The organism is Massilia cellulosiltytica, assembly GCF_047325105.1.
In the GTDB taxonomy this organism is placed as follows: Bacteria; Pseudomonadota; Gammaproteobacteria; order Burkholderiales; family Burkholderiaceae_D; genus Telluria; species Telluria orientalis.
Genome location: NZ_CP168562.1, coordinates 2,534,394 through 2,560,815 on the forward strand (window position 1 = coordinate 2,534,394; position 26,422 = coordinate 2,560,815).

Consider the following 26,422-nt stretch of genomic DNA (forward strand, 5'->3'; position numbering starts at 1 on the left):
AACACCACACCATCATCATGAACAGAGTCCTTCCCGCTGCGGCATCCGCCGTGGCGTTCGCGGCGTGCGCCGCGGCGCCCGCGCACGCCGAGATCAGCATCATCGTGTCCGCCCACTCGTCGCTGGCGCCGCCCGTGACGCAGGTATGCCAGGCGTTCCTCGGCAAGATCAAGTCGCCGACCCCGATCAACCTCACGGAAAAGAACCCGTTGCGCGACGAGTTCTTCGCCAAGGCCTGCAAGAAGGACCCGGTCCAGGTCCAGGCCATGTGGGGCAAGCTGATTTTCACGGGCACCGGCACGCCGCCCGCCGAGGTGGACTCGGGCGCGGCGATGCGCAAGGCCGTCGCCGCCGATCCGAACGCCGTCGGCTACATCGACAGGAAGGACGTTGACGCCACCGTCAAGGTCATCGCCACCGCCAACTAACCGATAAAAAGCATGAAGAAACTGATGATCGCCGCGCTGTTGTCCAGCGCCGGCATGGCACAGGCCAGCGACTTGAGTATTTCGGGGTTCGCCACCGTCACCGCGGGCAAGGCCTACGGCGGTTCCGACGGGGAGTTCATGGGGCAGCCGTGTCCCTGCTTCATCGGCAATTACGAGCACGGCGCCGTCTACCACGGCAACGAATGGAGCCTCGCGCGCGAATCGCTCGTGGGCCTGCAGGCCAGCTACCGCTTCACCGGCAAGCTGTCCGGCACCGTCCAGGCGGTGGCGCGCGCGTCGGAGCACGGCAAGCCGGAAGTCGACTGGGCCTATCTCTCGTACGACATCGCGCCCGATACGACGGTGCAAGTGGGCCGCCGCCGGCTGCCGATCTACGCGTACTCGGACAGCGTCTACATCGGCTACACGCTGCCGTGGGCACGCGTGCCGCAGGATATCTATGGCTGGGAGGTCGGCGCCTACAACGGCGTGAACGTGCGCCATTCGCGCAGCTTCGGCGACTGGGCCGTCACCGGCACCCTGTTCGCCGGCCAGGAGACCACGGAGAACAACACCGAGCAGCGCAAGATCTATTACGGCTACCGCGTCGACGACGACTGGAAGCACATCCTGGGCGGCTACCTCGACGTGTCGAACGAGGTGTTCGGTGCGCGCCTGATCTACATGCAGAACTCGATCGACCTGTCGATGTATCCGCCGGGCGAAGACCCGACGTTCGCCCGGGGCACGCGCCAGCGCATCGTCGGCCTGTCCGGCAGCATCGACTACGGCAACTGGATGGTGCGCGCGGAAGCCAACCGCTTCATGCGTCCCGCGCTGGACTACAAGTCGTCCAGCTGGACGGCGACGGTCGGCTACCGCATCGGCCAGTTCATGCCGATGGCCGGATTTTCCTCGTACAAGGAAAAGCAGACCGCGACCTATACGGAAACGCAGAACGACAACACGCGCTTCGTCGGCGTGCGCTGGGACTTTCGCAAGAACATGGACCTGAAGGTGCAGTGGGACTCGGTGAAGGATTCGAGCGCGTACGATTTCACCAAGAACGCGAAGATGGTGACGGTGACCTGGGACGTCCTGTTCTGACCCATCCGGTCCCGTGCGACATCGATGGTGGGCATTCGTTATATTTAGATTAACAATGCTCACCCGCTGTCGAGAGGAACATGAAGGTATCGAGGAATCGCTTCATGCCGCGCCGCTGCGCCTGCGCGGTGCTGCTGGCGCTGGCCGCCGGCGCCGTCCAGGCGGACGACGATCCGCTGCAGGAACCCGGACGTGGTGACGACCCGCGTCCATACAAAAGCTATGGCGCCGCGGCGCTGGAAATCGCCACCTTCCAGTTCCTGCTGAACCGCGTGGATCACGCCTTCGTCCGCCCGGACGATTACGGCGTCAGCGTCGGCTCCATCCGCCGCAACCTGCACAGCAGCTGGGTGGTCGACCGCGATCCGTTCGAGATCAACCAGCTGGGCCACCCGTACCAGGGCTCCGTCTACTTCGGCCTCGCGCGCAGCAACGGCCTGACGTTCTGGGAATCGCTGGGCTTCGCGTTCGCCGGCAGCGCCGTGTGGGAAGTCGCGGGCGAGACGACGCCGCCGTCGCGCAACGACCAGATCACGACGAGCTTCGGCGGCAGCTTCCTCGGCGAATCCCTGTATCGCATGGCGAATCTCGTGCTGGAGCAGGGCTATGGCCTGTCCCCGCGCTGGCGCGAGGCCGCCGCGGCCGCGGTGTCGCCGCCGCTCGGCTTCAACCGTTACGTGCGTCCGGGCCGCGGGTCCGGCATCTGGCCCAGCAACAGCCCGGAGATCTACGCGCGCCTGCAGCTGGGCGTCGGCGGCGTCTCGCACAGGAACGTCGGGCCGTCGCAGGCGCCGCACCGCAACGAGGTGTCGGCCGACTTCGCGCTGGACTACGGCCTGCCCGGCAAACCCGGCTACACGTACCGCCGGCCCTTCGATTATTTCCTGTTCCGCCTGCGGCTGTCGAATATCCAGGGCATCGAAAGCCTCGCCTCGCGCGGCCTGCTGTGGGGCGCGCCGTATGCGCCCAGCCGCAACGTGCGCGGCATCGCGGGCATCTACGGCAGCTACGATTACCTGGCGCCGCAGCTGTTCCGCGTGGCCAGCACGGGCCTGTCGCTGGGCACCAATGCGCAGTGGTGGGTGGCCGACGGACTCGCGCTGCAGGGCCACGCATCGGCCGGCGTCGGCTACACGTCGACGGGCACCGTGCGCGCCAGCACGAGCGGCCAGTACAACTACGGCTTCGCGCCGCAAGCGATGCTGATGCTGCGCGTGATCGGCGGCGAGAAGATCGCGCTCGACCTCACGGCGCGCGAATTCTTCAACGGTAAATTGACCAGTCCCGAGACCGGCGGCACGGACCGCGTGTTCCGGGGCGACGCCACGCTGACCTACCGCCTGAGCGGCCGCCATGCGGTCTCGCTCAAGTACATCACGTCGCGCCGCACGTTCGCGTTCGCCAACGTGCCGGAGCGGCAGCAGCGGCGCGACACCATCGGTATTTACTACACCTGGCAGCCATTCCGCGGCTTCGGCGCGGTCGAATGGTAGGGCGCGCGCCACCGTTGTAAAACGTTTTACTTGCGGTTATATTTCACGGGATAACCCTGGTGGAGACGATATGGAGAAAAAACGTTTTACGCGCGCGGCCGTCGCCTGTGCGCTGATGGCGCTCGCGGGCGCGGCGCAGGCCGACGTGAGCCAGCGCGTGGAAGCGCTGTTGCGGCAGATGACGCTGGACGAAAAGGTCGGCCAGCTGAACCAGTTGTCGGGCAAGGACTTCAGCACGGGCCCGGGTTCCGACAAGGTGCGCGACATCGAGCGCGACATCCGCGACGGCAGGATCGGCTCCATGCTGAACATCCGCGGCGCGGCCGAGACGCGCCGGGTGCAGGCGCTGGCGCTGCAGTCGCGCCTGCACATTCCGCTGTTGTTCGGGCTCGACGTCATCCACGGCTACCGCACCGTGTTCCCAGTGCCGCTGGGCGAAGCGGCGTCGTGGGACCTCGACGCGATCGAGGAATCGGCCCGCATCGCCGCGCGCGAGGCCTCCGCGGCCGGCGTCCACTGGACGTTCGCGCCGATGGTCGACATCGGCCGCGATCCACGCTGGGGCAGGGTGATGGAGGGCGCGGGTGAAGACACGTACCTGGGTTCGCGCATCGCCGCGGCCCGCGTGCGCGGCTTCCAGGGCACGAAGCTGGGCGGGCTCGAATCCGTGATGGCCACCGCGAAGCATTTTGCAGGCTATGGCGCCGCCATCGCCGGCCGCGATTACAACGCCGTCGACATGAGCGAGCACCAGCTCCACGAGACCTATCTGCCGCCATTCAAGGCCGCGGCGGATGCGGGCGTGGCCACGTTCATGAACTCGTTCAACACGCTGAACGGGATCCCGGCCACCGGCAACGCGATGCTGCAGCGGGACATCCTCAAGGGCCGCTGGGGCTTCAAGGGTTTTGTCGTCAGCGACTGGGGCTCGGTGCGCGAGATGGTCGTCCACGGCTATGCGAACGACTTGCCGGATGCGGCCGCGAAGGCCATCACCGCGGGCAGCGACATGGATATGGAAAGCGGCGCCTACGCCTCGTCGCTCGCGAACCTCGTGCGCAGCGGCCGGGTCGACGTGAAGCTCGTCGACGATGCCGTGCGGCGCGTGCTGACGAAGAAGTTCGAACTGGGCCTGTTCGACGATCCATACCGTTTTTCCGATCCCGCGCGCGAGAAGGCGGCGCTCGCGGATCCGCGCCATCGCGCGGCCGCGCGCCGGATCGCGGCGGAATCGATGGTGCTGCTGAAGAACGATGGCAGCGCACTGCCGCTGCGCAAGGACGCGCGCTCGATCGCCGTGATCGGACCGCTGGCGGATGCGCGGCGCGATCTCGAAGGCGGCTGGATCGTGGACTCGAATGCGGCGACGATGGCGAGCCTCGTGGATGCAGTGCGCACGCATGCGGGACCGGGCACGCGCGTCGCCTACGCAGCCGGCTGCGACGTGGCCTGCCGCGGCACCGACGGCTTCGCGGCCGCGCTGGACCTCGCGCGCGCGGCCGCCGTCGTCGTGCTGGCCGGCGGCGAAAGCTGGGGCATGTCGGGCGAGGCGAAATCACGCGCCGATATCGGCCTGCCGGGCCGCCAGGCGGAACTGTTCGACGCGCTGAAGGCGATCGGCAAGACCCCCGTCGTGGTGATCATGGCCGGGCGCCCGCTGATCTTCGAGAACGTCGCGCAAGGCGCGAACGCCATCCTGTACGCGTGGCACCCGGGCAGCGAAGGGGGGAATGCGATCGCGGACGTGCTGTTCGGGGACGTGAATCCGTCTGCGAAGCTGCCGATGACCTTCCCCCGCAACATGGGGCAGATCCCGATCGGCTACCAGCAATACCAGACGGGCCGCCCCGTGCTGGACAACGGGAACAGCGTCTACCGGTCCGCCTATATCGATTCGCCGAACACGCCGCGCTACGCGTTCGGCCATGGCCTGAGCTATACGACGTTCGCGTATGGCGACCTGCGTCTCTCCAGCACGCGGATGACGCCCGACGGGAAGATCACCCTCCAGTTCACGCTGACGAACAGCGGACGCGTGGCCGGCGCCGAGGTCGTGCAGTTCTACCTGCGCGACCCCGTGGCGTCCGTCGTGCGGCCGGTGAAGGAACTGAAGGGTTTTCAACGTATCGCGTTGAAGCCGGGCGAGCGCCGCACCGTCAGCTTCACGGTCGACCGCGAGACCTTGTCGTTCTTCGACCGCAAGCTGGCGTGGGGCGCGGAGCCGGGGACGTTCGAGCTGATGGTCGGCAGCGCATCGGACGACATCCGGCTGCGCCAGACCATCGAGCTGACCGGGCGGTGAGGCCCCTCGAGCGCCGTCGGAAGGCGGCGCTCGGGTTCACCGGGCCGCCTTGTCCTTATCAGAACGTGAGGTCGGCACGCACGCCGAAATAGCGGTGCCAGTCGCGCGGCGGCAGCCATTCGGTCGTGTTCACTGCATGCGGCGTGTTCGGCGCCTTCGGGCTCCACGTGCTGTTGGCGATGCTGTTGTTCAGGCCCGCCGCGTACTGGCGGTCGAACAGGTTGTTGATGAACAGCGTGGCCTTCCAGCGGCCGCCCCGGTCCGCGGCGCCGAACGTCAGGTTCGTGATGCTGTAGGCGCCCTGGATCGTGTTCGGATCCTGGTTCAGCGAGAACTGCGTGCGGCTCTGGTAGCGCATGGTGGCCGCGATGAAGCCGTCGAAGGGCAGCGCGGGCAGCGGCACGTCCAGCTGGCCGCCCAGGTTCACCTTGACTTTCGGCGCGTTCGGCAGCGTCTTGCCGGCCAGGTCCTGCACGTTCGTGTTGTTGAATTCGGGGCTCTGGTAGCAGCCCGGCCCCGGCACGGCCGCCGTACCCGCCGCGTTCAGCACGTTGTAGCAGGGGCCGTTGCGGAATTCGCGGATCGTCGCCTCGGTGTAGGCGAGGCTGCCGTTCAGCTGCAGCCGTCGCGTCACGCGCGCGCTGCCTTCCAGTTCCACGCCCTGCGTGCGCAGGCCGCCGATGCTGTTCAGCGCCGTGCGGAAGATGCCGTCGTAGTCGAAGAAGCCGGCCGACTGCTGGAAGTTGCGGAAGTCGGTGCGGAACGCGGCCAGCGAGAACATCGCGCGGTTGTCCCACAGGCTCTGCTTCCAGCCCACTTCGTAGCTGCGCGCCGTTTCCGGCGCCACCGGCGGACGCGCCGCCAGCACGGCCGTGAAGCTCGACGTCAGGTCGTACGCGATGCCCTTGTGGCCCGTCGAAATCGTACCGTACACCATCGCGTCCTTGTCCAGCCGGTGCTCGAGGCCCAGCTTCCACGTGCGGCTCGTGTTGCTGTCCGAGCGGGTATAAAACTCGGTCTGCGCGAACGCCTGCGGCGGCACCGTGTAGCGGCGGAAGTTGTAGCCCGTGTCCTCGTCGTTCAGGCGCGCGCCGACGATGACGCTCGTGTCGGGGCGGAAGTCCCAGCTGCCCTGGCCGTAGATCGCCTTGTTGATGTTCCACGCGTCCGCGCCGTAGTTCGTGCCGTAGTTCTGGATCAGCGGGGCCTTGGCCAGCTCGCGATTCAGGTCGTTCTTGCCGTACCAGAGCCCGGCCACGTAGCGGAGCGGACCGCGGTCCGGCGACGTGATGCGGAATTCCTGCGTCGTCGACTTCACGTTGAACACGCCGTACTGGTACAGGCCCCCGTGCATCTGCGTGGGCGCGCCGTTGGGCAGGGCGAGGAACTGCAGGATGTCGATGTCGGTGGCGTCGTTATCCTGATAGTCGTCCATGTGGTACTTGCTGTAGGACGAGATGGAGCTGAGCGTCAGGCCGTTCGCGAGGCCGTAGTCGATCTTGAGGCCCGTGCCCCAGTCGTGGAACTTGCCGCCCGTCGGATAGTCGTTGCGCACGTCGCGGTTGGACGGATTGATGTTGATCCCCGCGAGGACGACGGACTGCGGCAGCTGCGGCGCGTTGCGATACAGGCCGCCCGGCGTCATCGACGTGAACGCGGTCGTGCAGCAGAATTTCTCGGTGCGGTTGTAGTGGGGCGTCAGCGTGAACGTCAGGTCGTCGGTCGGGCGCCATTCGAACTTCGCATTCAGGTTGTCGCCCTTGCTGCCATTGAGCTTGCCGCCCGTCGTCAGGTTGTTCAGCGTGCCGTCGTAATTCGTCTTGCTGGCGGCGACGCGCATGCGGAACGTGTCGGACACGGCGCCCGACACGCTGACGCCGGCGCGCCATTCGTCGTCGTTCGTCGCGAGCAGGGTCGCCGTCGTCCTGACCGGGCCGCCGATCGGCTTCGTCGTGATGTTCAGCGCGCCCGCGATCGAGCTCTTGCCGAACAGGGTGCTCTGCGGACCCTTCAGCACTTCGATGCGGTTGACGTCGGCCAGGTCCTTGAACGCGTTGGCCTGCATGCCGAGCGGGATGTCGTCGACGATCACCGCGACGTCGGCCTCGACGCCGATGCCCAGCGAGTACGTGCCGACGCCGCGCATGTTGATGCTGAAGTTGCCGGGCTGCGTGCCGTACGACAGCGTCAGTGCGGGCGACAGGGCGGGCAGGTCGTCCAGTTCGCGCACGTTGGAACGCTGCAGGACGGCGTCGCCGAGGACCGTGATCGACGCGGGCACGTCCTGCAGGTTCTGGGCGCGCTTGTTCGCGGTGACGACGACGGTTTCCAGTCTGGCGGGTTCGGGCTGCCGCGCCTCCTGGGCATGGGCGCTCATGGCGAGCAGGGCGATGGCGGCGGCCACGGGCTTGGGTGTGCCGGGGTAACGCATGTGGGTCTCCTTGTTATCGGTCTGGCCGGTGGCGTCACTCGATTGGCAACGTTTCCAATTCCGGCGAAATAAAAAGACGGTACGCTTCGTCCGTCTCAATCATGAAGGAAAACGATTGTCCCCATCAGCTCAGATAATGGTCAATACCTTGCGCTTACGTGCGAGGTTAAACGTTTTCCGTCAAACGGCAAAATAACCTAACCGTGCGCTAAAGACAAGGGATATCAATTCGGAATCGCGCCGGCGAGCGATCAATACAACACGAGCGGCACAATGTAACGGCGGGTCACATTCGTTGTTGCACGGATACATAAGATGCCGGTATTGCATGGGATGCCGACCCGCCGCACAGGCGATCGCATACACTCGGCTGTTTGCCGAATCGTCGGGGTGGGTGTTGTTTCGTAAGGGAGCCAGTGCGTTGTTGCAGTCGCAAGCCGGACAGGCGGGGCAGGATCGTGTCGACGCGTTGGACGGCGGCCGCCGGCCGCTGAAGGTCGTCACGATCGCGCTGATCGTGATGGCGTGCCTGACCTCCGTCGCCGTCATGGCGTGGAGCGGCTATCACTCGCGCGCGCTGGAATTGTCCGGCGCGTCCATCTCGGCGTCCAACACGGCGCACACGCTCGCCAACCAGGCGAATTCCTCGTTCAAGATGGCGGACACGGTGCTCGTGTCGCTCGTCGACAACGTCGAAGTGGAAGGGTGGTCGGCCGCGAACATGGCGCGCCTGCGCGCGCTGATGATGAAGCACATGGCGGACATGCCGGCGCTGCAGGGCCTGTTCATCTACGACGAGAACGGCCGCTGGATCGTGAACTCCGCCGGCGCGCGCTTCGATGGCCGCAACAACAGCGACCGCGCCTACTTCCAGTACCACAAGCAGCATCCGGGGCAGGGCGTGCACGTCGGCGGCCCGATCATCGGCCGCACCAGCGGCGCCTGGATCATTCCCGTGTCGCGCCGTATCGACCATCCCGACGGCAGCTTCGCGGGCGTGGCGCTGGCGACGATCAAGATCGACTTCTTCCGCACGTTCTACGAAGGCCTCGACATCGGCGGCGACGGCCGCATCCTGTTGACGCTGGACGACGGCACCCTGTTGCTGCGCGTGCCGTTCGACACGGCCAGTATCGGACGCGACACCCGGAAGGATCCCGTCTTCCGCCTGCGCGGACGCGACGCCGAGATCGACGGCGCGACGTTCATCCGCACCGAGTCGCGCGTCGGCGACTATCCGGCCCGGATCACGGTGCTGCGGTCGAAGGACGTCGCGCTGCGACCGTGGCTGCACAGCGCGATCCTGTCGTACCTGGCGCTGTTCGTGCTGATCGCCTGCCTGCTGCTGCTCGGGCGGCGCGCCGTGCGCCAGATCGGGCTGCGCGACCAGCTGCAGCGCGACCTGCTGACGACGAAGGCGCTGCTCGAGACGGCGAATGCGTCGCTGTCGGGGATGGCCTATGTCGACGGCCTGACGGAGCTGTTCAACCGGCGCTACTACGAGCAGACCTGGGAGCGCGAACACCGGCGCGCGTTCCGCAACCGGGCGTCGCTCGCGGTGCTGATGATCGACGTCGACCACTTCAAGCGCTACAACGACCGCTACGGTCACCTGGCGGGCGACGAATGCCTCAAGACCGTCGCACAGGCGATGCTGCGCGGCCTGCGGCGCAGCGGCGATCTGGCCGCGCGCTATGGCGGGGAAGAGTTCGTCGTGCTGCTGCCGGAAACCGACCTGGCCGGCGCGCGCGAAGTCGCCGAAAAAATCCATGCCAGCGTGGCCGCGCATGCACTGCGCCACGAGGCATCGCCGCTGGGCGTCGTCACCGTCAGCATCGGCGCGTACGCCGCCGTGCCGGAGCAGGCGGACGACCCGGACCGCGCATTCGGCGCGCACGCGGACGCGGCCCTGTACCGGGCCAAGGAAGCAGGGCGCAACCGTACCGCGACCTGACCCTATAATGAGCGCCATGAACTCGGATTTGTGGAATACGCTGGCGGCGCGCCGCCATGTGGCCCTGCGCCGCCTGCAGGCGCCGGGCCCGGACGATGCCGCGCTGGCGCGGATGATGGACGCGGCCGCGCAGGCGCCCGATCACGGTTGCCTGCTGCCCTGGCGCTTCGTGCTGGTCCCGCCGGAGCGGCGCGACGATCTCGGCGCCGTGTTCGAGGAAGCGCTTGCGCAGCGCGATCCCACGGCCGACGATGCAGCGCGGGCGTCCGCGCGCGCGAAAGCCTTGCACGCGCCTTGCCTGCTCGTGGCGGTCTTCGTCGACGCGCCCGGCACCGCCATCCCGGTCGAGGAAAAACTGGTGTCGCTGGGCTGCGCGCTGCAGAACGTGCTGCTCGCGGCGCAGGCGCTGGGCTTTGCCAGCGGACTCGCGAGCGGCGGGGCGCTCGACGCGCCGGCCATGCGCCGCCTGCTGGCCCTCGACGCGCACGAGCGTGCGGTCTGCTTCATCGGCATCGGTACTGGAGAACCGAAAAAAACGCCCCGGGTGCGTCCGCAGCCGGGGCAATTCTTCACGAGCCTGTAATTTCTACTGCACGAGCGGCGTCGCGCTCCCTTCCAGCGTGATGCCCTCGATGCGTGCGCGGCCCACGAGGATCTGCAGATACTGGTGGATGCCCCGCTGCAGCGCGGCCGTCGCGAGCCACGCGGCGACCTGCGATTTCACCGTTTCGAACGGCAGCAGCGAGCCGTCGATGCGGCGCAGCACCTGGACGATGTGCAGGCCGAAGCGCGTCTCGATGGGGCGCGCGGCCAGCTCGTTTTCGCCGAGGCGGAACAGCACGTCGTCGAATTCCGGCACGCAGTCGCCGCGGCTCAGCTGGCCGAGGCTGCCGCCCACGGCGCCGGACGGGCAGTTCGAATACTGCGCCGCCAGTTCGCCGAAGCGTTCCGGCGCGGCCCGCAGCGCCGCCAGGATGTCCTCCGCCGTTTCGCGGACGAGGTCCAGGGGCACGGTCGGCGTCACCTGGAACAGGATGTGGCGCGCTTCGACCATTGCGCCGCGGGTGAACCTGTCCGGGTGGTTCCGGTAGTAGGTGAGGCACGCTGCCTCGTCGGCCTGCGGCACGCTGACCTCCTGCGTCAGCAGCGCCTCGACGCGTGCGTCGTCGTCGGCGCCGGCAATCCCGAGGCGGTCCGCTTCCTGCAGCAGCACGGTGCGCAGCACGACTTCGTGCACCGATGCTTTCAGCAGGTTGGGAGTGCCCTTGTGGTGCGGCAGTTCCTGTTCGATCTGGCGGTCGTCGATCTCGACGCCGTTGACGGAGATACCCATGATTGCTCCTTAGCGCGGACGGACCAGCTGGAAGGCACGGCCCAGGTAAGTCACCGCGCCGAAACCGCTCCAGATGTGGACGAGGCGGGTGAACGGGAAGATGACGAACAGCGACATCCCCATGAACAGGTGCAGCTTGAACACGAGCGGCGCATCGAGGATGAAGCCGGCGGCGTCGCCGCGGAACGTCACGATGTGCTGGGCCCAGGTCATCAGCAGGACCATCATGTGGCCGTCCAGGTGACCCGCCGACACGAAGATCGACGACAGGCCGAGGAGCAGGGTGCCGAGGATCCACAGCAGCACGATCTTGTCCTTGAACGTGGTGGCGGCGCGCAGGCGCTCGTTGCCGAGGCGGCGGGCGAGCAGCAGCAGGATGCCGACCAGGCACAGGGTGCCCATCACGCCGCCCGCGGCCATCGCGAACAGCTGCTTGGCGCCGTGCGTGACGCCGAGCGTATCCCACACCCACACGGGCGTCAGCAGGCCGACGGCGTGGCCGCCCAGCAGGCCGATGATCCCGATGTGGAACAGGATGCTGCCCAGCCGCAGCTGGCCCCTGTGCAGCACTTGCGTGGATTCGGAGCGCCACGTGTATTGCTCGCGGTCGAAGCGGATCAGGCTCCCGAGCAGGAAGATCGCCAGCGCGATGTACGGGTAGATCCCGAACAGGAATTGATTTATATAGTTCATGCTGCCTCCTCCTGATGCACGGCAGGACGCGTGCCGCGCGGGTAAAAATTGATCGGTTGCGGGCCGGAACCCTGCGGCTTCCCCTGCGGCTTGAGCAGGGGCTCGACGCCGTCCGCGCCGGGGCCGAAGGTTTCCAGCGCCTCGTCCATGTCCTTGATCGGCGGCTCGGACAGTTCTTCCGCCGCGACCGGGGACAAGCCTTCCAGCACGTCGAACACGCAGGCATACGGGCTGCCGTTCGCGGCCAGCTTGCGGCCGATGAAGGCCAGCACGTGGACCGCGTCGCCCAGCAGGCGGCCGGCTTCCTCTTCGTCCAGCTGCGACAGGAATTCGAGGAAAAGCGGCACGAAGTCCGGCAGCTCGTCGCCCTGCATTTCCAGGCCGTGCTTCTTGTACTCTTCCATCAGGTCGACCATGGCCTGGCCGCGGTCGCGCGATTCGCCGTGGATGTGCTCGAACAAATGCAGCGAGTGCGACGGCGTGCGGTCGAACGTCTGCACGTATTCCTGCTGCAGCGTGATCATGTCGTTCTCGGCCAGGTGCGCCAGCAGCGGCGCCACCCGGGCGCGCATCGGAAGCGGCAGGCCGTCTTCCAGTTCGGGCAGGGCGGCGACGAGGTCGCCCTCCGGGTAGAGCAGCAGGGCGGACAGGATGCGGTAGTGGGTCATGTCAGGCTCCTTCCGTTTCTTTCTTCTTGCGCGATTTCGGCATCGAGACGAAGATCGTCGATCCCTGTCTCTTCTTGCCGAACAGCGAGGCGTCGCTGGTGCCGTCCGAGCAGCCGTTACCGAACGAGAAGCCGCACGAACCCTTTTCGTTGAAGCTGTCCTCGGCCATCTCCTTGTGGCTGCTCGGGATCACGAAGCGGTCTTCGTAGTTCGCGATGGCCATGATGTGGTACATGTCTTCGACGACCGCCTGCGACAGGCCCACCTGGCGCAGCACGTCGAGGTTCTCGACCTTGTCCACTGACTTCGAACGCATGTAGGCACGCATCGCCAGCATGCGGTCCAGCGCATGCACGACCGGCGCTTCCTTGCCCGCGGTGAGCAGGTTGGCGAGGTAGCGCACGGGGATGCGCAGGCTCTTCGTGTCAGGCAGGATGCCGTTCATGCCCATCTTGCCGCTTTCGGCCGCGGCCTGGATCGGCGACAGCGGCGGGATGTACCACACCATCGGCAACGTGCGGTATTCCGGGTGCAGCGGGAACGCGATCTTCCATTCGACGGCCATCTTGTAGACGGGCGAACGCTTGGCGGATTCCAGCCACGAGTCCGGGATGCCCTGGCGGCGCGCTTCCGCGATCACGTCGGGATCGTGCGGATCGAGGAACAGGCCGAGCTGCGCTTCGTACAGGTCCTGCTCGTCGGCGACGGAAGCGGCGGCTTCGATCTTGTCGGCGTCGTACAGCAGCACGCCCAGGTAGCGGATGCGGCCCACGCAGGTTTCCGAGCACACGGTCGGCTGGCCCGCCTCGATGCGCGGGTAGCAGAACGTGCACTTCTCGGCCTTGCCCGACGACCAGTTGTAGTAGATCTTCTTGTACGGGCAGCCCGAGATGCACATGCGCCAGCCGCGGCACTTGTCCTGGTCGATCAGCACGATGCCGTCGTCTTCGCGCTTGTACACGGAGCCGGACGGGCACGATGCCACGCAGGTCGGGTTCAGGCAGTGTTCGCACAGGCGCGGCAGGTACATCATGAAGGTGTTCTCGAACGTCGAGTACATCTCCTTCTGCACGTTGTCGAACAGCTTGTCCTTGCTGCGCTTGGCGAATTCGCCGCCCAGGTCGTCCTCCCAGTTCGGACCCCATTCGATCTTGTCCATCTTCTTGCCGGTCAGGACGGAGATCGGACGGGCGGTCGGCGGCGTCTCGGACAGTGGCGCGTTCTGCAGGCGCTCGTAGTCGTATGTGAACGGCTCGTAGTACTCGTCGATCTGCGGCAGGTTCGGGTTGGCGAAGATGTTCGCCAGGATTTTCAAACGGCTGCCCTGGCGCGGTTCGATCTTGCCGGACACGGTGCGTTTCCAGCCGCCGTTCCACTTGTCCTGGTTTTCCCATTCCTTCGGGTAGCCGATGCCGGGCTTCGTCTCGACGTTGTTGAACCAGGCGTATTCCACGCCGTCGCGGCTCGTCCAGACGTTCTTGCAGGTCACCGAGCAGGTGTGGCAGCCGATGCATTTGTCCAGGTTCAGCACCATGCCGATTTGTGCTCTGATTTTCATGTCTTTACCTCGTTATCTTTTCAAGCACCCTTCGGGCTGGCGACGCGTGCCAGCGCGGGTTCGCGGTCTTCCGTCTCGTGCTTCGGCGCGCCTGCCGCCCGTGCCGGGGCGGGGCGCGCCGGTTGCTGCTCGCCGTTCGGACGCGATTCGTCGCGGGCGCCTTCCATCCAGTTCACGTCGCGCATCTTGCGGACCACCACGAATTCGTCGCGGTTGGAACCGACCGTGCCGTAGTAGTTGAAGCCGTACGACAGCTGGGCGTAGCCGCCGATCATGTGGGTCGGCTTGGTCACCGTGCGCGTCACCGAGTTGTGGATGCCGCCGCGCTTCTTCGACATTTCCGCGCCCGGCACGTTCACGATCTTTTCCTGGGCGTGGTACATGAGCGTCATGCCTTCCGGGACGCGCTGGCTCACCACGGCGCGCGCCGTCAGCGTGCCGTTCACGTTGAACACCTCGATCCAGTCGTTGTCTTCGATGCCCGCGGCTTTCGCGTCGGTCTCGGACAGCCACACGTGCGGACCGCCGCGCGACAAGGTCAGCATGCGCAGGTTGTCCGAGTAGGTCGAGTGGATGCCCCATTTCTGGTGCGGGGTGATCCAGTTCAGCGCCAGTTCCTTGTTCCCGTTCGGACGGCGGTTCATGATCGCTTCCGTCGTCTTGGTGTTGATCGCGGCCTTGTACACGCACAGTCCCTCGCCGAAGTCGCGCATCCAGACGTGGTCCTGGTAAAACTGCTGGCGGCCCGTCAGCGTGCGCCAGGGGATCAGTTCATGGACGTTCGTATAGCCGGCGTTGTAGCTGACTTCCTCGCTTTCCAGGCCCGACCACGTCGGCGACGAGATGATCTTGCGCGGCTGCGCCTGCACGTCGCGGAAGCGGATGCTGTCATGCTCGCGCGGGATGGCCAGGTGCGTGTGGTCGCGGCCCGTGATCTTCGACAGCGCCTCCCAGGCCTTCACCGCCACGTGGCCGTTCGTTTCCGGCGCCAGCGTGAGGATCATCTCGGCGGCGTCGATCGCCGTGTCCAGGCGCGGCTGGCCTTTCGACACGCCTTCCTCCAGCACGGTGCGGTTGATGCCGCGCAGGACGTCCACTTCATGGCCGGTCTTCCAGTCGATGCCCTTGCCGCCGTTGCCCACTTTTTCCAGCAGCGGGCCGACCGACGTGAATTTCTTGTGGATCTGGCGATAGTCCCGTTCCACGACCGTCATCGACGGCATCGTCTTGCCCGGCACCGGCTCGCACTCGCCGAGGCGCCAGTCCTTCGGATCGAATGGCTGACCGAGTTCGCCCGGGGTGTCGTGCAGCAGCGGCGTGAGGATCAGGTCCTTGCGGGTGCCCAGGTGGGCGCCGCCGATTTCCGACAGCTTGGCCGCGATGCCCTTGTAGATTTCCCAGTCCGACTTCGCTTCCCACAGCGGCTGCACGGCTTCGGACAGCGGGTGGATGAACGGGTGCATGTCGGACGTGTTCAGGTCGTCCTTCTCGTACCAGGTCGCCGTCGGCAGCACGATGTCGCCGTACAGGCAGGTCGTCGACATGCGGAAGTCCAGCACCACGAGCAGGTCCAGCTTGCCCTCGGCGGCCGGGCGCACCTTCACGTCGCGCGGCTTGACGCAGGCGTCTTCGTCGCTCATCAGCGCGTTCTGGGTGCCCAGCAGGTATTTCAGGAAGTACTCGTGGCCCTTGCCGGAGCTGCCCAGGATGTTGGAGCGCCACACGAACATATTGCGCGGGAAGTTCGCGGGGTTGTCCGGGTCGTCGCACGAGAAATTCAGCTTGCCGGCCTTGATCTGCTCGACCGCGTACTTGGCCGGATCCTGGCCCGCCGCTTCGGCGGCGCGGACGACCTCCAGCGGATTCGTTTCCAGTTGCGGCGCCGACGGCAGCCAGCCCATGCGCTCGGCCTTGGCGTTGAAGTCGATCAGCGCCATCTCTTCCAGCTTGCCGTCCGCCGTCGGGCACAGGATCTCGGACGTGTGCAGCTTCTCGTGGCGCCACTGGCTCGTGTGCGCATAGAAGAACGACGTGCCGTTCATCTGGCGCATCGGGCGGTTCCAGTCGAGTGCGAAGGCGAGCGGCGTCCAGCCGGTCTGCGGGCGCAGCTTTTCCTGGCCCACGTAGTGCGCCCAGCCGCCGCCGCTCTGGCCGACGCAGCCGCACATCATGAGGATGTTGATGATGCCGCGGTACGTCATGTCCATGTGGTACCAGTGGTTCAGCGCCGCGCCGACGATCACCATCGACTTGCCGCGGGTGCGGTCGGCGTTGTCGGCGAATTCGCGCGCCACGGTCACGACGTCCGCGGCCTTCACGCCGGTGTGCTTGACCTGCCATGCGGGCGTGTACGGGACGTCGTCGTCGTAGCTCTTCGCGGCGTTCGGGCAGATGCCGCGGTCGACGCCGTAGTTCGCCATCGACAGGTCGTACACGGTGGTGACGAGCGCGGTGGTGCCGTCGGCCAGCGTGATGGATTTCACCGGCACGTTGCGCAGCAGGAGGTCGTCGGCATCCTTGCCGCCGAAGTAGGGGAAGCCCACCGGGACGATACGGTCATGGCCGTCCAGCAGCGACAGCTGCGGATCGATCGGGTTGCGGGTGGCGCCTTCCTTCTGTTCGAGGTTCCACTTGCCCGACTCGCCCCAGCGGAAGCCGATCGAGCCGCTCGGCGCGACGATCTTGCCGGTCGCCTGGTCGATGACGAGCGTCTTCCATTCCGGGTTGTTGGCTTCGTCCAGGTTGTTCGCCAGGTGCGAGGCGCGCAGGAAGTAGTCGGGGACCAGCGTGCCGTCGCGTTCCTTCAGCATGACGAGCATCGGGAAGTCGGTGTACTGCTTGGCGTAGTCGCGGAAGTACGTCGATTTGCCGGTGGCGTGGAATTCCTTCAGGATCACGTGGCCCATGGCCATGGCCAATGCCGCGTCGGTGCCCTGCCTGGGTGCGAGCCAGATGTCGCCGAACTTGGCCATCTCGCCGAAGTCGGACGACACGGCGACGGTCTTCGTGCCCTTGTAGCGCACTTCCGTGTAGAAGTGGGCGTCGGGGGTGCGGGTCATCGGGACGTTCGAACCCCATACCATCAGGTATGTGGAGTTGTACCAGTCGGCCGATTCCGGCACGTCGGTCTGCTCGCCCCACACCTGCGGGCTGGAAGGCGGCAGGTCGCAATACCAGTCGTAGAAGCTCATGGCGACGCCGCCGATGAGGCTCAGGTAGCGGGTGCCGGCGGCATAGCTGACCATCGACATGGCGGGGATCGGCGAGAAGCCGATGATGCGGTCCGGGCCGTATTTGCCGATCGTGTAGGCGTTGGCGGCGGCGATGATCTCGTTGACCTCGTCCCACTTGGCGCGCACGAAGCCGCCCTGGCCGCGCACGGATTTGTAGCTGGCGGCCTTCTGCGGATCGTTCGTGATGTAATCCCAGGCCGCGACCGGATCGCGGGTCGTGCGCGCTTCGCGCCACAGCTGCATCAGGCGGCCGCGCACCATCGGGTGCTTGACGCGCTGCGCCGAGTAGACGTACCACGAGTAGCTGGCGCCGCGCGGGCAACCGCGGGGTTCATGGTTCGGCAGGTCCGGGCGGGTGCGCGGGTAGTCGGTCTGCTGGGTCTCCCAGGTGATCAGGCCGTTCTTGACGTAGACCTTCCAGCTGCACGAGCCCGTGCAGTTGACGCCGTGCGTCGAGCGCACGATCTTGTCGTGCTGCCAACGCTGGCGGTAGGCCTTTTCCCAGGTGCGGTCTTCGTTGACGACGGCCCCGTGGCCATTCGAAAACGTCTCGCTCGGTTTGCCGAAAAACTTCAGGCGGTCCAAAAAGTGACTCATGGTTTCTCCAACGGCGCGCCGGGGCGCGCTCTCGATATTCGGTGTGGTGCAGCTGTGTTCAGTCTACGGACCGGGCCGGCTACGCGGTATTCGCAAGAAGTCGGTCCCGGCCCGGATTAGGGAGTAGGCCGTCTACTCCTTTATGACTAGCAGGTGATCTCGGCACCCTTGCGGGCATAGAACCACCAGGTGACGGCGATGCAGGTGACGTAGAAGCCGATGAAGCACCACAGGGCGGCGTCGGCGCTGCCCGTCAGGGCGATCGAGGTGCCGTAGCTCTTCGGGATGAAGAAGGCGCCGTAGGCGGCGATGGCCGAGGTGAAGCCGAGGACGGCGGCCGCTTCCTTGTTGGCGCTGGCGACGGCCTGCGCTTGTGCGCCTTCCGATTGGCCCTTGGCGGCGCGCTGGTGCAGGGTCAGGAAGATCACGGGGATCATGCGGAAGGTGGATGCGTTACCGACGCCGGTGCAGGCGAACAGCACGAGGAACATGCCGAAGAAACCGGCGAAGCTGCCGGCGTGCAGGAAGTGCAATACGCCCAGCACGGCCAGGATCATGCACACGAACGTCCACACGGTGACGCGGGCGCCGCCCAGCTTGTCGGCGATGAAGCCGCCGGCCACGCGGGCCAGGGCGCTGACGAGGGGACCGACGAATGCGTACTGCAGCGGGTTCACTTGCGGGAACAGGGTGCTGGTCAGCAGCGGGAACGCGGCGGAATAGCCGATGAACGAGCCGAAGGTACCCACGTACAGCCAGCACATGAGCCAGTTGTGCTTGCGCTTGAAGATCACGGCCTGTTCGGCGAACGACGCCTTGGCCGACGCGAGGTCGTTCATGCCGAACCAGGCGGCCAGCGTGCTGACGATGATGAACGGCACCCACACGAAGCCCGCGTTCTGCAGCCACATCTGCTTGGTGGCCGCGGCCTTGGTCCACGTTTGCGCTTCGCCGCCGAACAGGGCGAAGGTGATCACGAGCGGGACGACGAACTGCACGGCGGAGACGCCCAGGTTGCCGAGGCCCGCGTTCATGCCGAGGGCGTAGCCCTTCTGCGCTTTTGGGTAGAAGAAGCTGATGTTGGCCATCGACGACGCGAAGTTGCCCCCGCCGAAGCCGCACAGCAGCGACAGCACGAGCATGGTCGGGTAGCTGGTATTCGGATCCTGCACGGCGAAACCGATGCCGAGCGCGGGGATCAGCAGCGACGCGGTGGAGATGGCGGTCCATTTGCGGCCGCCGAAGATCGGCACCATGAACGAATAAAAGATACGCAAGGTGGCGCCCGAGAGGCCCGGCACGGCGGCCAGCCAGAACAGCTGGTTGGTGCTGTACTTGAAGCCGATGGCCGGCAGGTTGACGACGACGACGCTCCACACCATCCAGATCGCGAACGCCAGCATCAGCGCGGGGATCGAGATCCAGAGGTTGCGGCTGGCCGTGGGCTTGCCGCGGCTGTGCCAGAAGGCGGGAACCTCGGGTTCCCAGGTCGAGATGAGGTAACGACTCACGATGTTCTCCTGTGATTAATGAAGTGGTATCAAGCGGCCTTGCGCAACGGCTTGGTTGAGGAATGCGCCGGTGCGGCGACGGCCGCCCTGGTTTGCGGTTTGAACGAGAAATGCATCCAGACGAGGGACACGCACACGGTCCCGTACAGCAGCATGAAAGAGCTGGAACGGATGCCGGTGAGGTCGACGATGGCGCCGAACATGATCGGCAGGATGAAGCCACCGAGGCCGCCGGCCAGGCCGACGACGCCCGAGACGGCGCCGATGTTGTCGCTGAAATCGTCGGCGATGAAGCGGAACACGGATGCCTTGCCGATGGCCATCGCGACGCCGACGACGAACAGCAGCAGGGTGAAGGTCACGGGGCCGAGGCCGATGTGCAGGTCCATGGTGCTGGAGACCGTCTTGACGCTCATCGTGGTCTGCGGATACGACAGGATGAAGAAGCACACCCAGCACACCCACATCACATACCAGGTGACCTTGTAGGCGCCGAACCTGTCGGAGATCCAGCCGCCCAGTGCGCGCAGCACGCCGCCCGGCAGCGAGAAGCATGCGGCCAACAAGGCGGCTTCCTTGAGGCCGAAGCCGTATTCGCCCACGTAGTATTTCGTCATCCACAGCGCCAGCGCCACGTAGCCGCCGAACACGACGGAGTAGTACTGGCAGTAGCGCCACACGCGCGGATCCTTCAGCACGCGCATCTGCGCGGCGAAGCTCGCGCCGGACGCGGATTTGTGCGACGGGTCGGAATAGGTGCCGAACCAGAACAGCAGGGCGGTGGCGACCATCACGACGGCGTACACCTTGGGCAGCGCCTGCCAGCCGAGGGCGGCGATGATGGCGGGGGCCACGAACTTGGTCAGCGCGGAACCGGAGTTGCCGGCGCCGAACACGCCCATCGCGAGGCCGCGGCGCTCCTTGCCGAACCAGCGCGCCACGTACGGCGTGCCGACCGAGAACGAGCCGCCGGCCAGGCCCACGAAGAGGCCCAGCACGAGGAAGTGCCAGTAGGCGGTGGCATGGCTGATCATCCAGATCGGCAGCGCGCAGGCCAGCATCAGCGTGAAGAAGACAATGCGGCCGCCGTAGCGGTCGGTCCAGATGCCGAGTGGGACGCGCACGAGGGCGCCGCTCAGCACGGGCGTGGCGACGAGGAGGCCGAACTCCGTTTCGTTCAGGCCGAGTGACGTCTTGATGGGGATGCCCAGCACCGCGAACATCATCCAGATCGCGAAGCAGATCGTGAATGCGAAGGTACTGCTGACCAGGACCGCGAGGGGCCGTCTGTCGGTGCTCATTTTTGTTCTCCCGATAAAAGCACGTGGTGATGCCGGAAGCGTACGTGGCGGGGGCCTGCCCAACCATTGGCCGGAGGGGTGGGCGCGGCAGCGCAATGGAGCTAGGCGGCCTAGTCATAAAGGTGTAGGTCCGTGTACGATGGCGCTTATTGCCCCCTATCGCCCCTATTGCGCCCCAGTCGCACGGAACCGCCCATGCCGCACACACTCAGCCCCGAACAGCTCGGCAACATCATCGACATCGCCGAAAACGCCGTGATCTGCACGGACGAGCGGCAGAAGATCATCCTGTTCAACAAGGGTGCGGAACGGGTGTTCGGCTGGACCGCCGCGGAGGTGACGGGCCAGGACCTGGCGATGCTGATGCCGCCGCGCTTCCGTCCCGGCCACGCGGAGCGGGTGGCCGGCTTCCAGCACGGGGAGCGCACGGCCCGGCGCATGGGCGAGCGGGGCACCATCTACGCCGTGCGCAAGGACGGCAGCGAATTCCCGGCCGAGGCGACGATCTCGAAATCGGCGGCGGGCGGGCGCGTGATCCTCACGGCGATCCTGCAGGACATCTCGGAGCGCAAGGCCTACGAGCGCGAGCTGGAACTGGCGCGCGACCGCGCCGAGGCGGCCATGCAGGCCAAGAGCATGTTCCTGGCCAATATGAGCCACGAGATCCGCACGCCGCTGAACGCCGTCATCGGCATGACGAGCCTCCTGCTGCACACGGAGATCGACGACGAACAGCGCGACTACACGGAGACGATCCGCTCCAGCAGCGAGGCGCTGCTGGCCATCATCAACGACCTGCTCGACTATTCGAAGCTGGAAGTGGGGCGCCTCGACCTCGAGCGCCAAGCGTTCGAAGTGCGCCGCTGCGTCGAGGAAGCGCTCGACCTGCTCGCGCCCAGCGCGAGCGACAAGAACCTGGATCTCGCGTACATGATCGAACCGGGCGTGCCGGCCACGATCCTCGCGGACGCCACGCGCCTGCGCCAGATCCTCGTGAACCTGCTGTCGAACGCGATCAAGTTCACGCACCACGGCGAGGTCGTCGTCACCGTGTCGGGCGAGCCGCGCGAGGAGGGCGGCTACTGCCTCGTGTTCGCCGTGCGCGACACGGGCATCGGCATCCCGCCGCACCGCCTGGACGACATCTTCCACTCGTTCACGCAGGTCGACGCGACGACCACGCGTAAATACGGCGGCACGGGCCTGGGCCTGACGATCAGCCGGCGCCTCGCGGAGATGATGGGCGGCGGGTTGACGGTGGACAGCGAGCCGGGACGCGGCTCGACGTTCAGCGCGGCCATCGTCGCCGATGCGTTCGACGACCAGCTGGCCGAACACGTGCTGCGCGACCGCGCGGCCACGGTGCGCGGACGTCGCATCCTGATCGTCGACGACAATGCGACCAACCGCCGCATCCTGATGAAGCAGGCGCTGTTGTGGGGCATGTCGCCGCTGGCCGCGGCATCGGCCGTGGAGGCGCTGGACCTCGTGCGCGACGGCCACCCGTTCGACGTCGCGGTACTGGACATGCAGATGCCCGACATGGACGGCGCGCGCCTCGCGGGCGAACTGCGCAAGCATCGCGACAGGGCCGCGCTGCCGCTCGTGCTGCTGACGTCCGTCGGCCAGCGCCACACCGGTGCGGACGGGGACGCGGTGCGCGAATTTTCCGCGTGGCTGAGCAAGCCGATCAAGCCGGCCGCGCTGCTGGAAGCGCTGCAGCAGGTGCTGGGCGAGCGCCAGGCCGCGGCGCGGCCGGCGCCGGTGCCGGCCCGCGAAGAGACGGACCTCGCCATCCTCGTCGCCGAGGACAACACGATCAACCAGAAGGTAATCCGGCAACTGCTGCGCCACCTGGGCTACCGCGCGGACGTCGTCGGCAACGGCCTCGAAGCCGTGGCGGCGCTCGAGCGCCAGGATTATCCCGTGATCCTGATGGACATGCAGATGCCGGAAATGGACGGCCTGGAAGCGACAAGCCGCCTGCGCGAGCGCTTCCGCGGCGCCAACGCGCCCTACATCATCGCGATGACGGCCAACGCCATGCCGGGCGACCGCGAACGCTGCCTGGACGCGGGCATGAACGACTACGTGCCGAAGCCGATCGAGATGGACGTGCTGGACAAGGCGCTGGCCGCCGCGCGCGACCACGTGGCGGCGCGCCGCGCAGGACACGCCGTGCTGGACCCGGCCCGCATCGCGCAGCTGCGCGCCATCGACGACGATGCCTCATTGCTGGAGGACGTCGTGAACGCGTTCGTGGGCGAGGTGCCGCAACTGCTGCACAAGCTGGAACACGCCGTGCGCGAGCACGACGGGCAGCTGCTGGCGGCGACCGCGCACTACCTGTTGTCGAGCATCGATTTCGTCGGCGCGAACCGGATGCGGGTGCCGTGCACGAACCTCGAACTGATGGGGAAGGCGGAGAACTTCGAGGATGCGCAGGAGCAGATGGCGCTGCTCACCGCCGCGTATGAGGACGCGAAAAAGGCGCTGCTCGCGCTGCGCTGATCAACCCTGCCGATCCGGCCCGCTGCCGATCCCCTGCTCGACGGCGAACACCGCCGCCTGCACGCGGCTCGACAGGCCGAGCTTCTTGAGGATGTTCTGCACGTGGATCTTGACCGTGCTCTCGGCCAGGTCGAGCACGCGCGCGATCAGCTTGTTGCTTTCGCCGCGGGCCAGGCAGGCGAGGATCTCGCGTTCGCGCGGCGTCAGCTTGTCCAGGTCCGACGGCGGCGCCGCCGGCTTGGGTTCGCGCTGTTTCTGCAGCTGGGCCACGAGCTTGGCGGCCATCGATTCGGCCAGCACGGATTCGCCGGCGGCCGCGCGCTCGATGGCGCGCTGCAGGTAGTCGGCGTCGATGTTCTTGATCAGGTAGCCGCGCGCGCCCGCGTGCAGGGCGGTGGCCAGGTCTTCGCCTTCCTCGGACACGGTCAGCATGATGACGGCGGCCTCGGGCCAGCCCTGCAGGATCAGTTCCAGGGTCTCCACGCCGGTCATGCCAGGCATGTGCAGGTCGAGCAGGATCACGTCGGGTTTCAGTTGCATCGCCCGCTTCACGCCGTCGATACCGTCCGATGCCTCGCCGACGACGGTGAAGCGCGGATTGCGCTGCAACAGCGAACGTACGCCGCTGCGGAACAACGTGTGATCGTCGACCAGCAGCACGCTGATCGGCTCGAGGGCTTCTTCCATACACAACTCCATTCGATTCAAGCGGCCCGCCGGTGCGCGCTGGGGACGTACAGGCGGACGGTGGTGCCGGCGCCACTCCCGGATTCGATGGCCAGGTCGGCGTTGATATGCCGGGCCCGTTCGCGCATGATATGCAATCCCACGTGGCTGTCGCCGGACGCCGGCACGGCGGCGGCATCGAACCCGACGCCATTATCGCTGATCGATAGAGAAAAGTCTTGGCCGTCGCGGACCTGGACGAGCACCTTGTCGGCATGGGCGTGTTTACGGATGTTCGACAACGCTTCCTGCACGATGAACAGGAGCTGCAGCTGTTCCTCGCGCGGGAACGGCAGGCCGCCGCCGCCTTCGGCCTTGAAGCTGGCCTCCACGCCCGTCTGGTCGCGGAACTTGCGCACGGCCTTGCGCAGGGCGCTGTTGAGGTCATCCTCTTCCAGCCGGCTGCGGAAATTCTGTAACAGTTCGCGCACGTCCTCGTAGCTTTCCTTGACGCCCGCGCGCAGCAGCGGCACGATCGCGGCCGCATCCTGCTGCTGCCCGTCGTGCAGCGACTGTTCCAGCATCTGCACCTGCAGGTTCAGGAAGTTCAGGCCCTGGGCGATGCTGTCGTGCAGGCCGCGCGCCACCATGTTGCGCTCTTCCGAGATGGCCATTTCGCGCTCGCGCGCCGCGAGCCGCATGTTCTCGATGGCGGTGCCCAGCAGCCGGCCCAGCGTTTCCAGCAGGGCGGTCTCGCGGTCGTTGAATGACGTCTCGCTACGGAAGTGCAGGCTGAATACGCCGAGGTGCTGGTCCTGGGCGAAAATCTGGAACACGGACACCGTCGCGAACCCTTCGCGCGCGCAGCGCGACACGTCGGGGCCGGGCACCGCGCGCAGCAGCCGCACGACGGGGCGCTTGTCCTGCGCCGCCTCGCCGCACAGGCAGTCGCCGACCGGCATGCAGCGTTCGGCCTTGACCATCTCGTCGGACAGGCCGGCCTGCACGATGAGATGCACCTTGTCCGAATTGGCGTCGATGAGCCGCACGGAGCCGCCGTCCGCGCCGAAGTAGCGCATGATGCGCTCGACGAAGCCTTCGCACATCGGCTCCAGCGTCTGGCGCACCTGCAGGAAGGCGGCGCTGTCGTACAGCAGCGCCAGTTCGCGGTTCTGGCCTTCCAGCGCGGCCGTCTTCTCGCGCACCTTGTCTTCCAGGCTCGCGTAGACCTGTTCCACGCGGTCGGCCATCCGGTTGAAACCGGCCGCCAGCTGGCCGAATTCGTCCTGGCTGGCCACGTCGAGGCGGACGCCGAAATCCGTGTCGGCCATGCTGCGCATCCCCGCTTGCAGGCGCTCGACGGGGTCGACGATGAGGCTGAACATCAGGTACACGAGGACGACGGTCCCGCCCATCGCCAGCGCCATCAGCGCCAGCTGCGAGCAGCGCAGCCAGAACGTGCGCACCTCGTTGTCCCGTTCGATCAGGCCCACGATGGCGTCGATCTGGGCGACATAGGCATCGACCCCGCCGAGGAAGTCGCGCAGCGGCTGCAGGCGCTCGTCGCCGCGTGCCTGCAGCACCTGCAGCGCGAGCGGCCGCAGCTCGCGCTGCCAGCGCAGCGTGGCCATGGAAAAGCTGTCGCGGATGGCGGCCGTCGGCGGCAGGCCGAGGGGACGCTGCGGGTCGCCGCGGTCGATCAGCGCGAGGGTCGCATCGATGGACGCGATCTGCGCGCGCGCGTCGCGCGCGTAGCCGCCGCCGGGCGCGCGCACCTCGCGGCCGAGCAGCATCGCGAGCCGGTATTCCTGCTTGCGCACACCGCCCGTTTCGTTGATGGCGGCCGCCGAGCCTTCCAGCTGCCACGACAGCCACAACGTCGTGCCGATGGCGGTCAGCGCCAGCAGCAGGAAGCCGACCAGGGCGCCGGCGATGCGGGTCGACAGGCGCAGGTGGCCCGGGATCGGCGGATAAGCGGGCGGCGTCGTCATGCCGCGGCGTCCAGCGGCTGGACGAGGTTGAGGAATTCCTGCTTGCGCGGGGAGTAGGCCAGTAGCTCGCCGGTCCCGATGTCGAAATACCAGCCGTGCAGCGCGACCTTGCCCGCTTCCACGCGCCGGCGCAGCCACGGGTAGGTCATCAGGTTGTCGAGCGAATGGAGGATGCTGGCCTGCTCGGCGGCGCGGCAGCGGGCGTCGTCGTGCTTGTGCGGCAGCGCGCGCAGCACTTCCGCGCGCACCGGCTCCGCGATGCGCATCCAGCGCGCGACGAAATCCGTCTCCTCGGTCACGCGCTTGCCCGACATCAGGGCCCGGATGCCGCCGCAGCGCGCATGCCCGAGCACGACGACGCGCGCCACTTCCAGGCCGCATACGGCGAATTCGATGGCGGAACTGACGCCGGCCGACGCGTCCGCGGTGCACGGCGGGACGAGGTTCGCGATATTCCGGACGACGAAGATGTCGCCCGGATCGCAGCCCGTCAGCAGGGCCGGGTCGACGCGCGCGTCGCAGCAGCCGATGACGAGCGTGGACGGATGCTGGCCGTCGCGCAGCGAGGCGCGCACGACCGGCTCGCTCATGAAACGCTGCTGGAAGCGGGAAAAGCCGCGGATGAAGCGTTCGATGTCCTGCATG

18 protein-coding genes are annotated in these 26,422 nt (G+C 66.7%); 7 read left to right on the forward strand and 11 right to left on the reverse strand.

Going from position 1 to position 26,422, the window contains the following annotated elements:
• Positions 1–17: 17 nt before the first annotated feature.
• The 4 genes from ACEN9H_RS11230 to ACEN9H_RS11245 all read left to right on the forward strand — a co-directional run bounded on the left by ACEN9H_RS11230 (position 18) and on the right by ACEN9H_RS11245 (position 5,330).
• The gene (locus ACEN9H_RS11230; RefSeq protein ID WP_413674796.1) at positions 18–428 is read left to right on the forward strand and encodes a hypothetical protein; all 411 of its coding nucleotides are present in this window, start codon (positions 18–20) and stop codon (positions 426–428) included.
• Between the two features lie 12 nt (positions 429–440).
• Positions 441–1,535, forward strand: a complete 1,095-nt coding sequence (locus ACEN9H_RS11235) for a hypothetical protein (protein ID WP_413674797.1) — start codon at positions 441–443, stop codon at positions 1,533–1,535.
• 80 nt (positions 1,536–1,615) lie between these two features.
• Positions 1,616–3,028, forward strand: coding sequence for a DUF3943 domain-containing protein (locus ACEN9H_RS11240; RefSeq protein WP_413674798.1), 1,413 nt, complete (start codon positions 1,616–1,618; stop codon positions 3,026–3,028).
• A 70-nt stretch (positions 3,029–3,098) separates the two neighbouring features.
• On the forward strand, positions 3,099–5,330 hold the full coding sequence (locus ACEN9H_RS11245) for a glycoside hydrolase family 3 N-terminal domain-containing protein (RefSeq protein WP_413674799.1): 2,232 nt from the start codon (positions 3,099–3,101) through the stop codon (positions 5,328–5,330).
• 58 nt (positions 5,331–5,388) lie between these two features.
• On the opposite strand, the gene ACEN9H_RS11250 is transcribed toward ACEN9H_RS11245, so the two are convergent.
• Positions 5,389–7,761, reverse strand: a complete 2,373-nt coding sequence (locus ACEN9H_RS11250; protein ID WP_413674800.1) for a TonB-dependent receptor — start codon at positions 7,759–7,761, stop codon at positions 5,389–5,391.
• Between the two features lie 421 nt (positions 7,762–8,182).
• Between ACEN9H_RS11250 and ACEN9H_RS11255 the strand changes: the two genes are divergently transcribed.
• Together ACEN9H_RS11255 and ACEN9H_RS11260 are read left to right on the forward strand one after the other, a co-directional pair.
• Positions 8,183–9,715, forward strand: a complete 1,533-nt coding sequence (locus tag ACEN9H_RS11255; RefSeq protein ID WP_413674801.1) for a diguanylate cyclase — start codon at positions 8,183–8,185, stop codon at positions 9,713–9,715.
• Positions 9,716–9,731: 16 nt separating this feature from the next.
• A complete protein-coding gene (locus ACEN9H_RS11260; protein ID WP_413674802.1) occupies positions 9,732–10,298 on the forward strand; it encodes a nitroreductase family protein in 567 nt (188 codons plus the stop codon).
• A 3-nt stretch (positions 10,299–10,301) separates the two neighbouring features.
• On the opposite strand, the gene ACEN9H_RS11265 is transcribed toward ACEN9H_RS11260, so the two are convergent.
• The 7 genes from ACEN9H_RS11265 to ACEN9H_RS11295 all read right to left on the reverse strand — a co-directional run bounded on the left by ACEN9H_RS11265 (position 10,302) and on the right by ACEN9H_RS11295 (position 20,609).
• On the reverse strand, positions 10,302–11,048 hold the full coding sequence (locus ACEN9H_RS11265; protein WP_413674803.1) for a peptidylprolyl isomerase: 747 nt from the start codon (positions 11,046–11,048) through the stop codon (positions 10,302–10,304).
• A gap of 9 nt (positions 11,049–11,057) precedes the next feature.
• Positions 11,058–11,741 carry a respiratory nitrate reductase subunit gamma gene (gene narI / locus ACEN9H_RS11270; RefSeq protein ID WP_160407841.1) on the reverse strand — a complete coding sequence of 228 codons (684 nt, stop codon included), beginning with the start codon at positions 11,739–11,741 and terminating at the stop codon, positions 11,058–11,060.
• Positions 11,738–12,409, reverse strand: a complete 672-nt coding sequence (narJ, locus tag ACEN9H_RS11275; RefSeq protein ID WP_413674804.1) for a nitrate reductase molybdenum cofactor assembly chaperone — start codon at positions 12,407–12,409, stop codon at positions 11,738–11,740. The genes narI and narJ overlap by 4 nt, the downstream gene beginning before the upstream one ends.
• A 1-nt stretch (position 12,410) precedes the next feature.
• Positions 12,411–13,967: a nitrate reductase subunit beta gene (gene narH / locus ACEN9H_RS11280; RefSeq protein ID WP_413674805.1), complete on the reverse strand. Its 1,557-nt coding sequence runs from the start codon at positions 13,965–13,967 to the stop codon at positions 12,411–12,413.
• 20 nt (positions 13,968–13,987) lie between these two features.
• Entirely contained in the window at positions 13,988–17,797 is a 3,810-nt protein-coding gene (locus tag ACEN9H_RS11285; RefSeq protein WP_413674806.1) for a nitrate reductase subunit alpha, read from the reverse strand.
• Positions 17,798–17,943: 146 nt separating this feature from the next.
• Positions 17,944–19,308 carry a NarK family nitrate/nitrite MFS transporter gene (locus tag ACEN9H_RS11290; protein WP_056125115.1) on the reverse strand — a complete coding sequence of 455 codons (1,365 nt, stop codon included), beginning with the start codon at positions 19,306–19,308 and terminating at the stop codon, positions 17,944–17,946.
• Between the two features lie 29 nt (positions 19,309–19,337).
• Positions 19,338–20,609 carry an MFS transporter gene (locus ACEN9H_RS11295; protein ID WP_413674807.1) on the reverse strand — a complete coding sequence of 424 codons (1,272 nt, stop codon included), beginning with the start codon at positions 20,607–20,609 and terminating at the stop codon, positions 19,338–19,340.
• 195 nt (positions 20,610–20,804) lie between these two features.
• Here ACEN9H_RS11295 and ACEN9H_RS11300 point away from each other — a divergent pair, with 195 nt between their 5' ends.
• Positions 20,805–23,120, forward strand: a complete 2,316-nt coding sequence (locus ACEN9H_RS11300) for a response regulator (RefSeq protein WP_413674808.1) — start codon at positions 20,805–20,807, stop codon at positions 23,118–23,120.
• Here ACEN9H_RS11300 and ACEN9H_RS11305 read toward each other — a convergent pair whose 3' ends face one another.
• Genes ACEN9H_RS11305 through ACEN9H_RS11315 form a run of 3 tightly spaced genes read right to left on the reverse strand, consistent with a single transcriptional unit; the run spans position 23,121 to position 26,421 of the window.
• Positions 23,121–23,807 carry a response regulator gene (locus ACEN9H_RS11305; RefSeq protein WP_056125107.1) on the reverse strand — a complete coding sequence of 229 codons (687 nt, stop codon included), beginning with the start codon at positions 23,805–23,807 and terminating at the stop codon, positions 23,121–23,123.
• A 17-nt stretch (positions 23,808–23,824) separates the two neighbouring features.
• Positions 23,825–25,777 (reverse strand): type IV pili methyl-accepting chemotaxis transducer N-terminal domain-containing protein, encoded by a 1,953-nt coding sequence (locus ACEN9H_RS11310; protein ID WP_413674809.1) that lies wholly within the window; start codon positions 25,775–25,777, stop codon positions 23,825–23,827.
• Positions 25,774–26,421, reverse strand: coding sequence for a carbonic anhydrase (locus ACEN9H_RS11315; protein ID WP_413674810.1), 648 nt, complete (start codon positions 26,419–26,421; stop codon positions 25,774–25,776). The genes ACEN9H_RS11310 and ACEN9H_RS11315 overlap by 4 nt, the downstream gene beginning before the upstream one ends.
• Position 26,422: the final 1 nt, after the last annotated feature.

Bases quoted from the DNA above. Each gene is read 5' to 3' on its own strand.
- ACEN9H_RS11230 (WP_413674796.1), top strand. From the start codon at position 18: ATGAACAGAGTCCTTCCCGCTGCGGCATCCGCCGTGGCGTTCGCGGCG.
- ACEN9H_RS11235 (WP_413674797.1), top strand. From the start codon at position 441: ATGAAGAAACTGATGATCGCCGCGCTGTTGTCCAGCGCCGGCATGGCA.
- ACEN9H_RS11240 (WP_413674798.1), top strand. From the start codon at position 1,616: ATGAAGGTATCGAGGAATCGCTTCATGCCGCGCCGCTGCGCCTGCGCG.
- ACEN9H_RS11245 (WP_413674799.1), top strand. From the start codon at position 3,099: ATGGAGAAAAAACGTTTTACGCGCGCGGCCGTCGCCTGTGCGCTGATG.
- ACEN9H_RS11250 (WP_413674800.1), bottom strand. From the start codon at position 7,761: ATGCGTTACCCCGGCACACCCAAGCCCGTGGCCGCCGCCATCGCCCTG.
- ACEN9H_RS11260 (WP_413674802.1), top strand. From the start codon at position 9,732: ATGAACTCGGATTTGTGGAATACGCTGGCGGCGCGCCGCCATGTGGCC.
- ACEN9H_RS11265 (WP_413674803.1), bottom strand. From the start codon at position 11,048: ATGGGTATCTCCGTCAACGGCGTCGAGATCGACGACCGCCAGATCGAA.
- narI (WP_160407841.1), bottom strand. From the start codon at position 11,741: ATGAACTATATAAATCAATTCCTGTTCGGGATCTACCCGTACATCGCG.
- narJ (WP_413674804.1), bottom strand. From the start codon at position 12,409: ATGACCCACTACCGCATCCTGTCCGCCCTGCTGCTCTACCCGGAGGGC.
- narH (WP_413674805.1), bottom strand. From the start codon at position 13,967: ATGAAAATCAGAGCACAAATCGGCATGGTGCTGAACCTGGACAAATGC.
- ACEN9H_RS11285 (WP_413674806.1), bottom strand. From the start codon at position 17,797: ATGAGTCACTTTTTGGACCGCCTGAAGTTTTTCGGCAAACCGAGCGAG.
- ACEN9H_RS11295 (WP_413674807.1), bottom strand. From the start codon at position 20,609: ATGAGCACCGACAGACGGCCCCTCGCGGTCCTGGTCAGCAGTACCTTC.
- ACEN9H_RS11300 (WP_413674808.1), top strand. From the start codon at position 20,805: ATGCCGCACACACTCAGCCCCGAACAGCTCGGCAACATCATCGACATC.
- ACEN9H_RS11305 (WP_056125107.1), bottom strand. From the start codon at position 23,807: ATGGAAGAAGCCCTCGAGCCGATCAGCGTGCTGCTGGTCGACGATCAC.
- ACEN9H_RS11310 (WP_413674809.1), bottom strand. From the start codon at position 25,777: ATGACGACGCCGCCCGCTTATCCGCCGATCCCGGGCCACCTGCGCCTG.
- ACEN9H_RS11315 (WP_413674810.1), bottom strand. From the start codon at position 26,421: ATGCAGGACATCGAACGCTTCATCCGCGGCTTTTCCCGCTTCCAGCAG.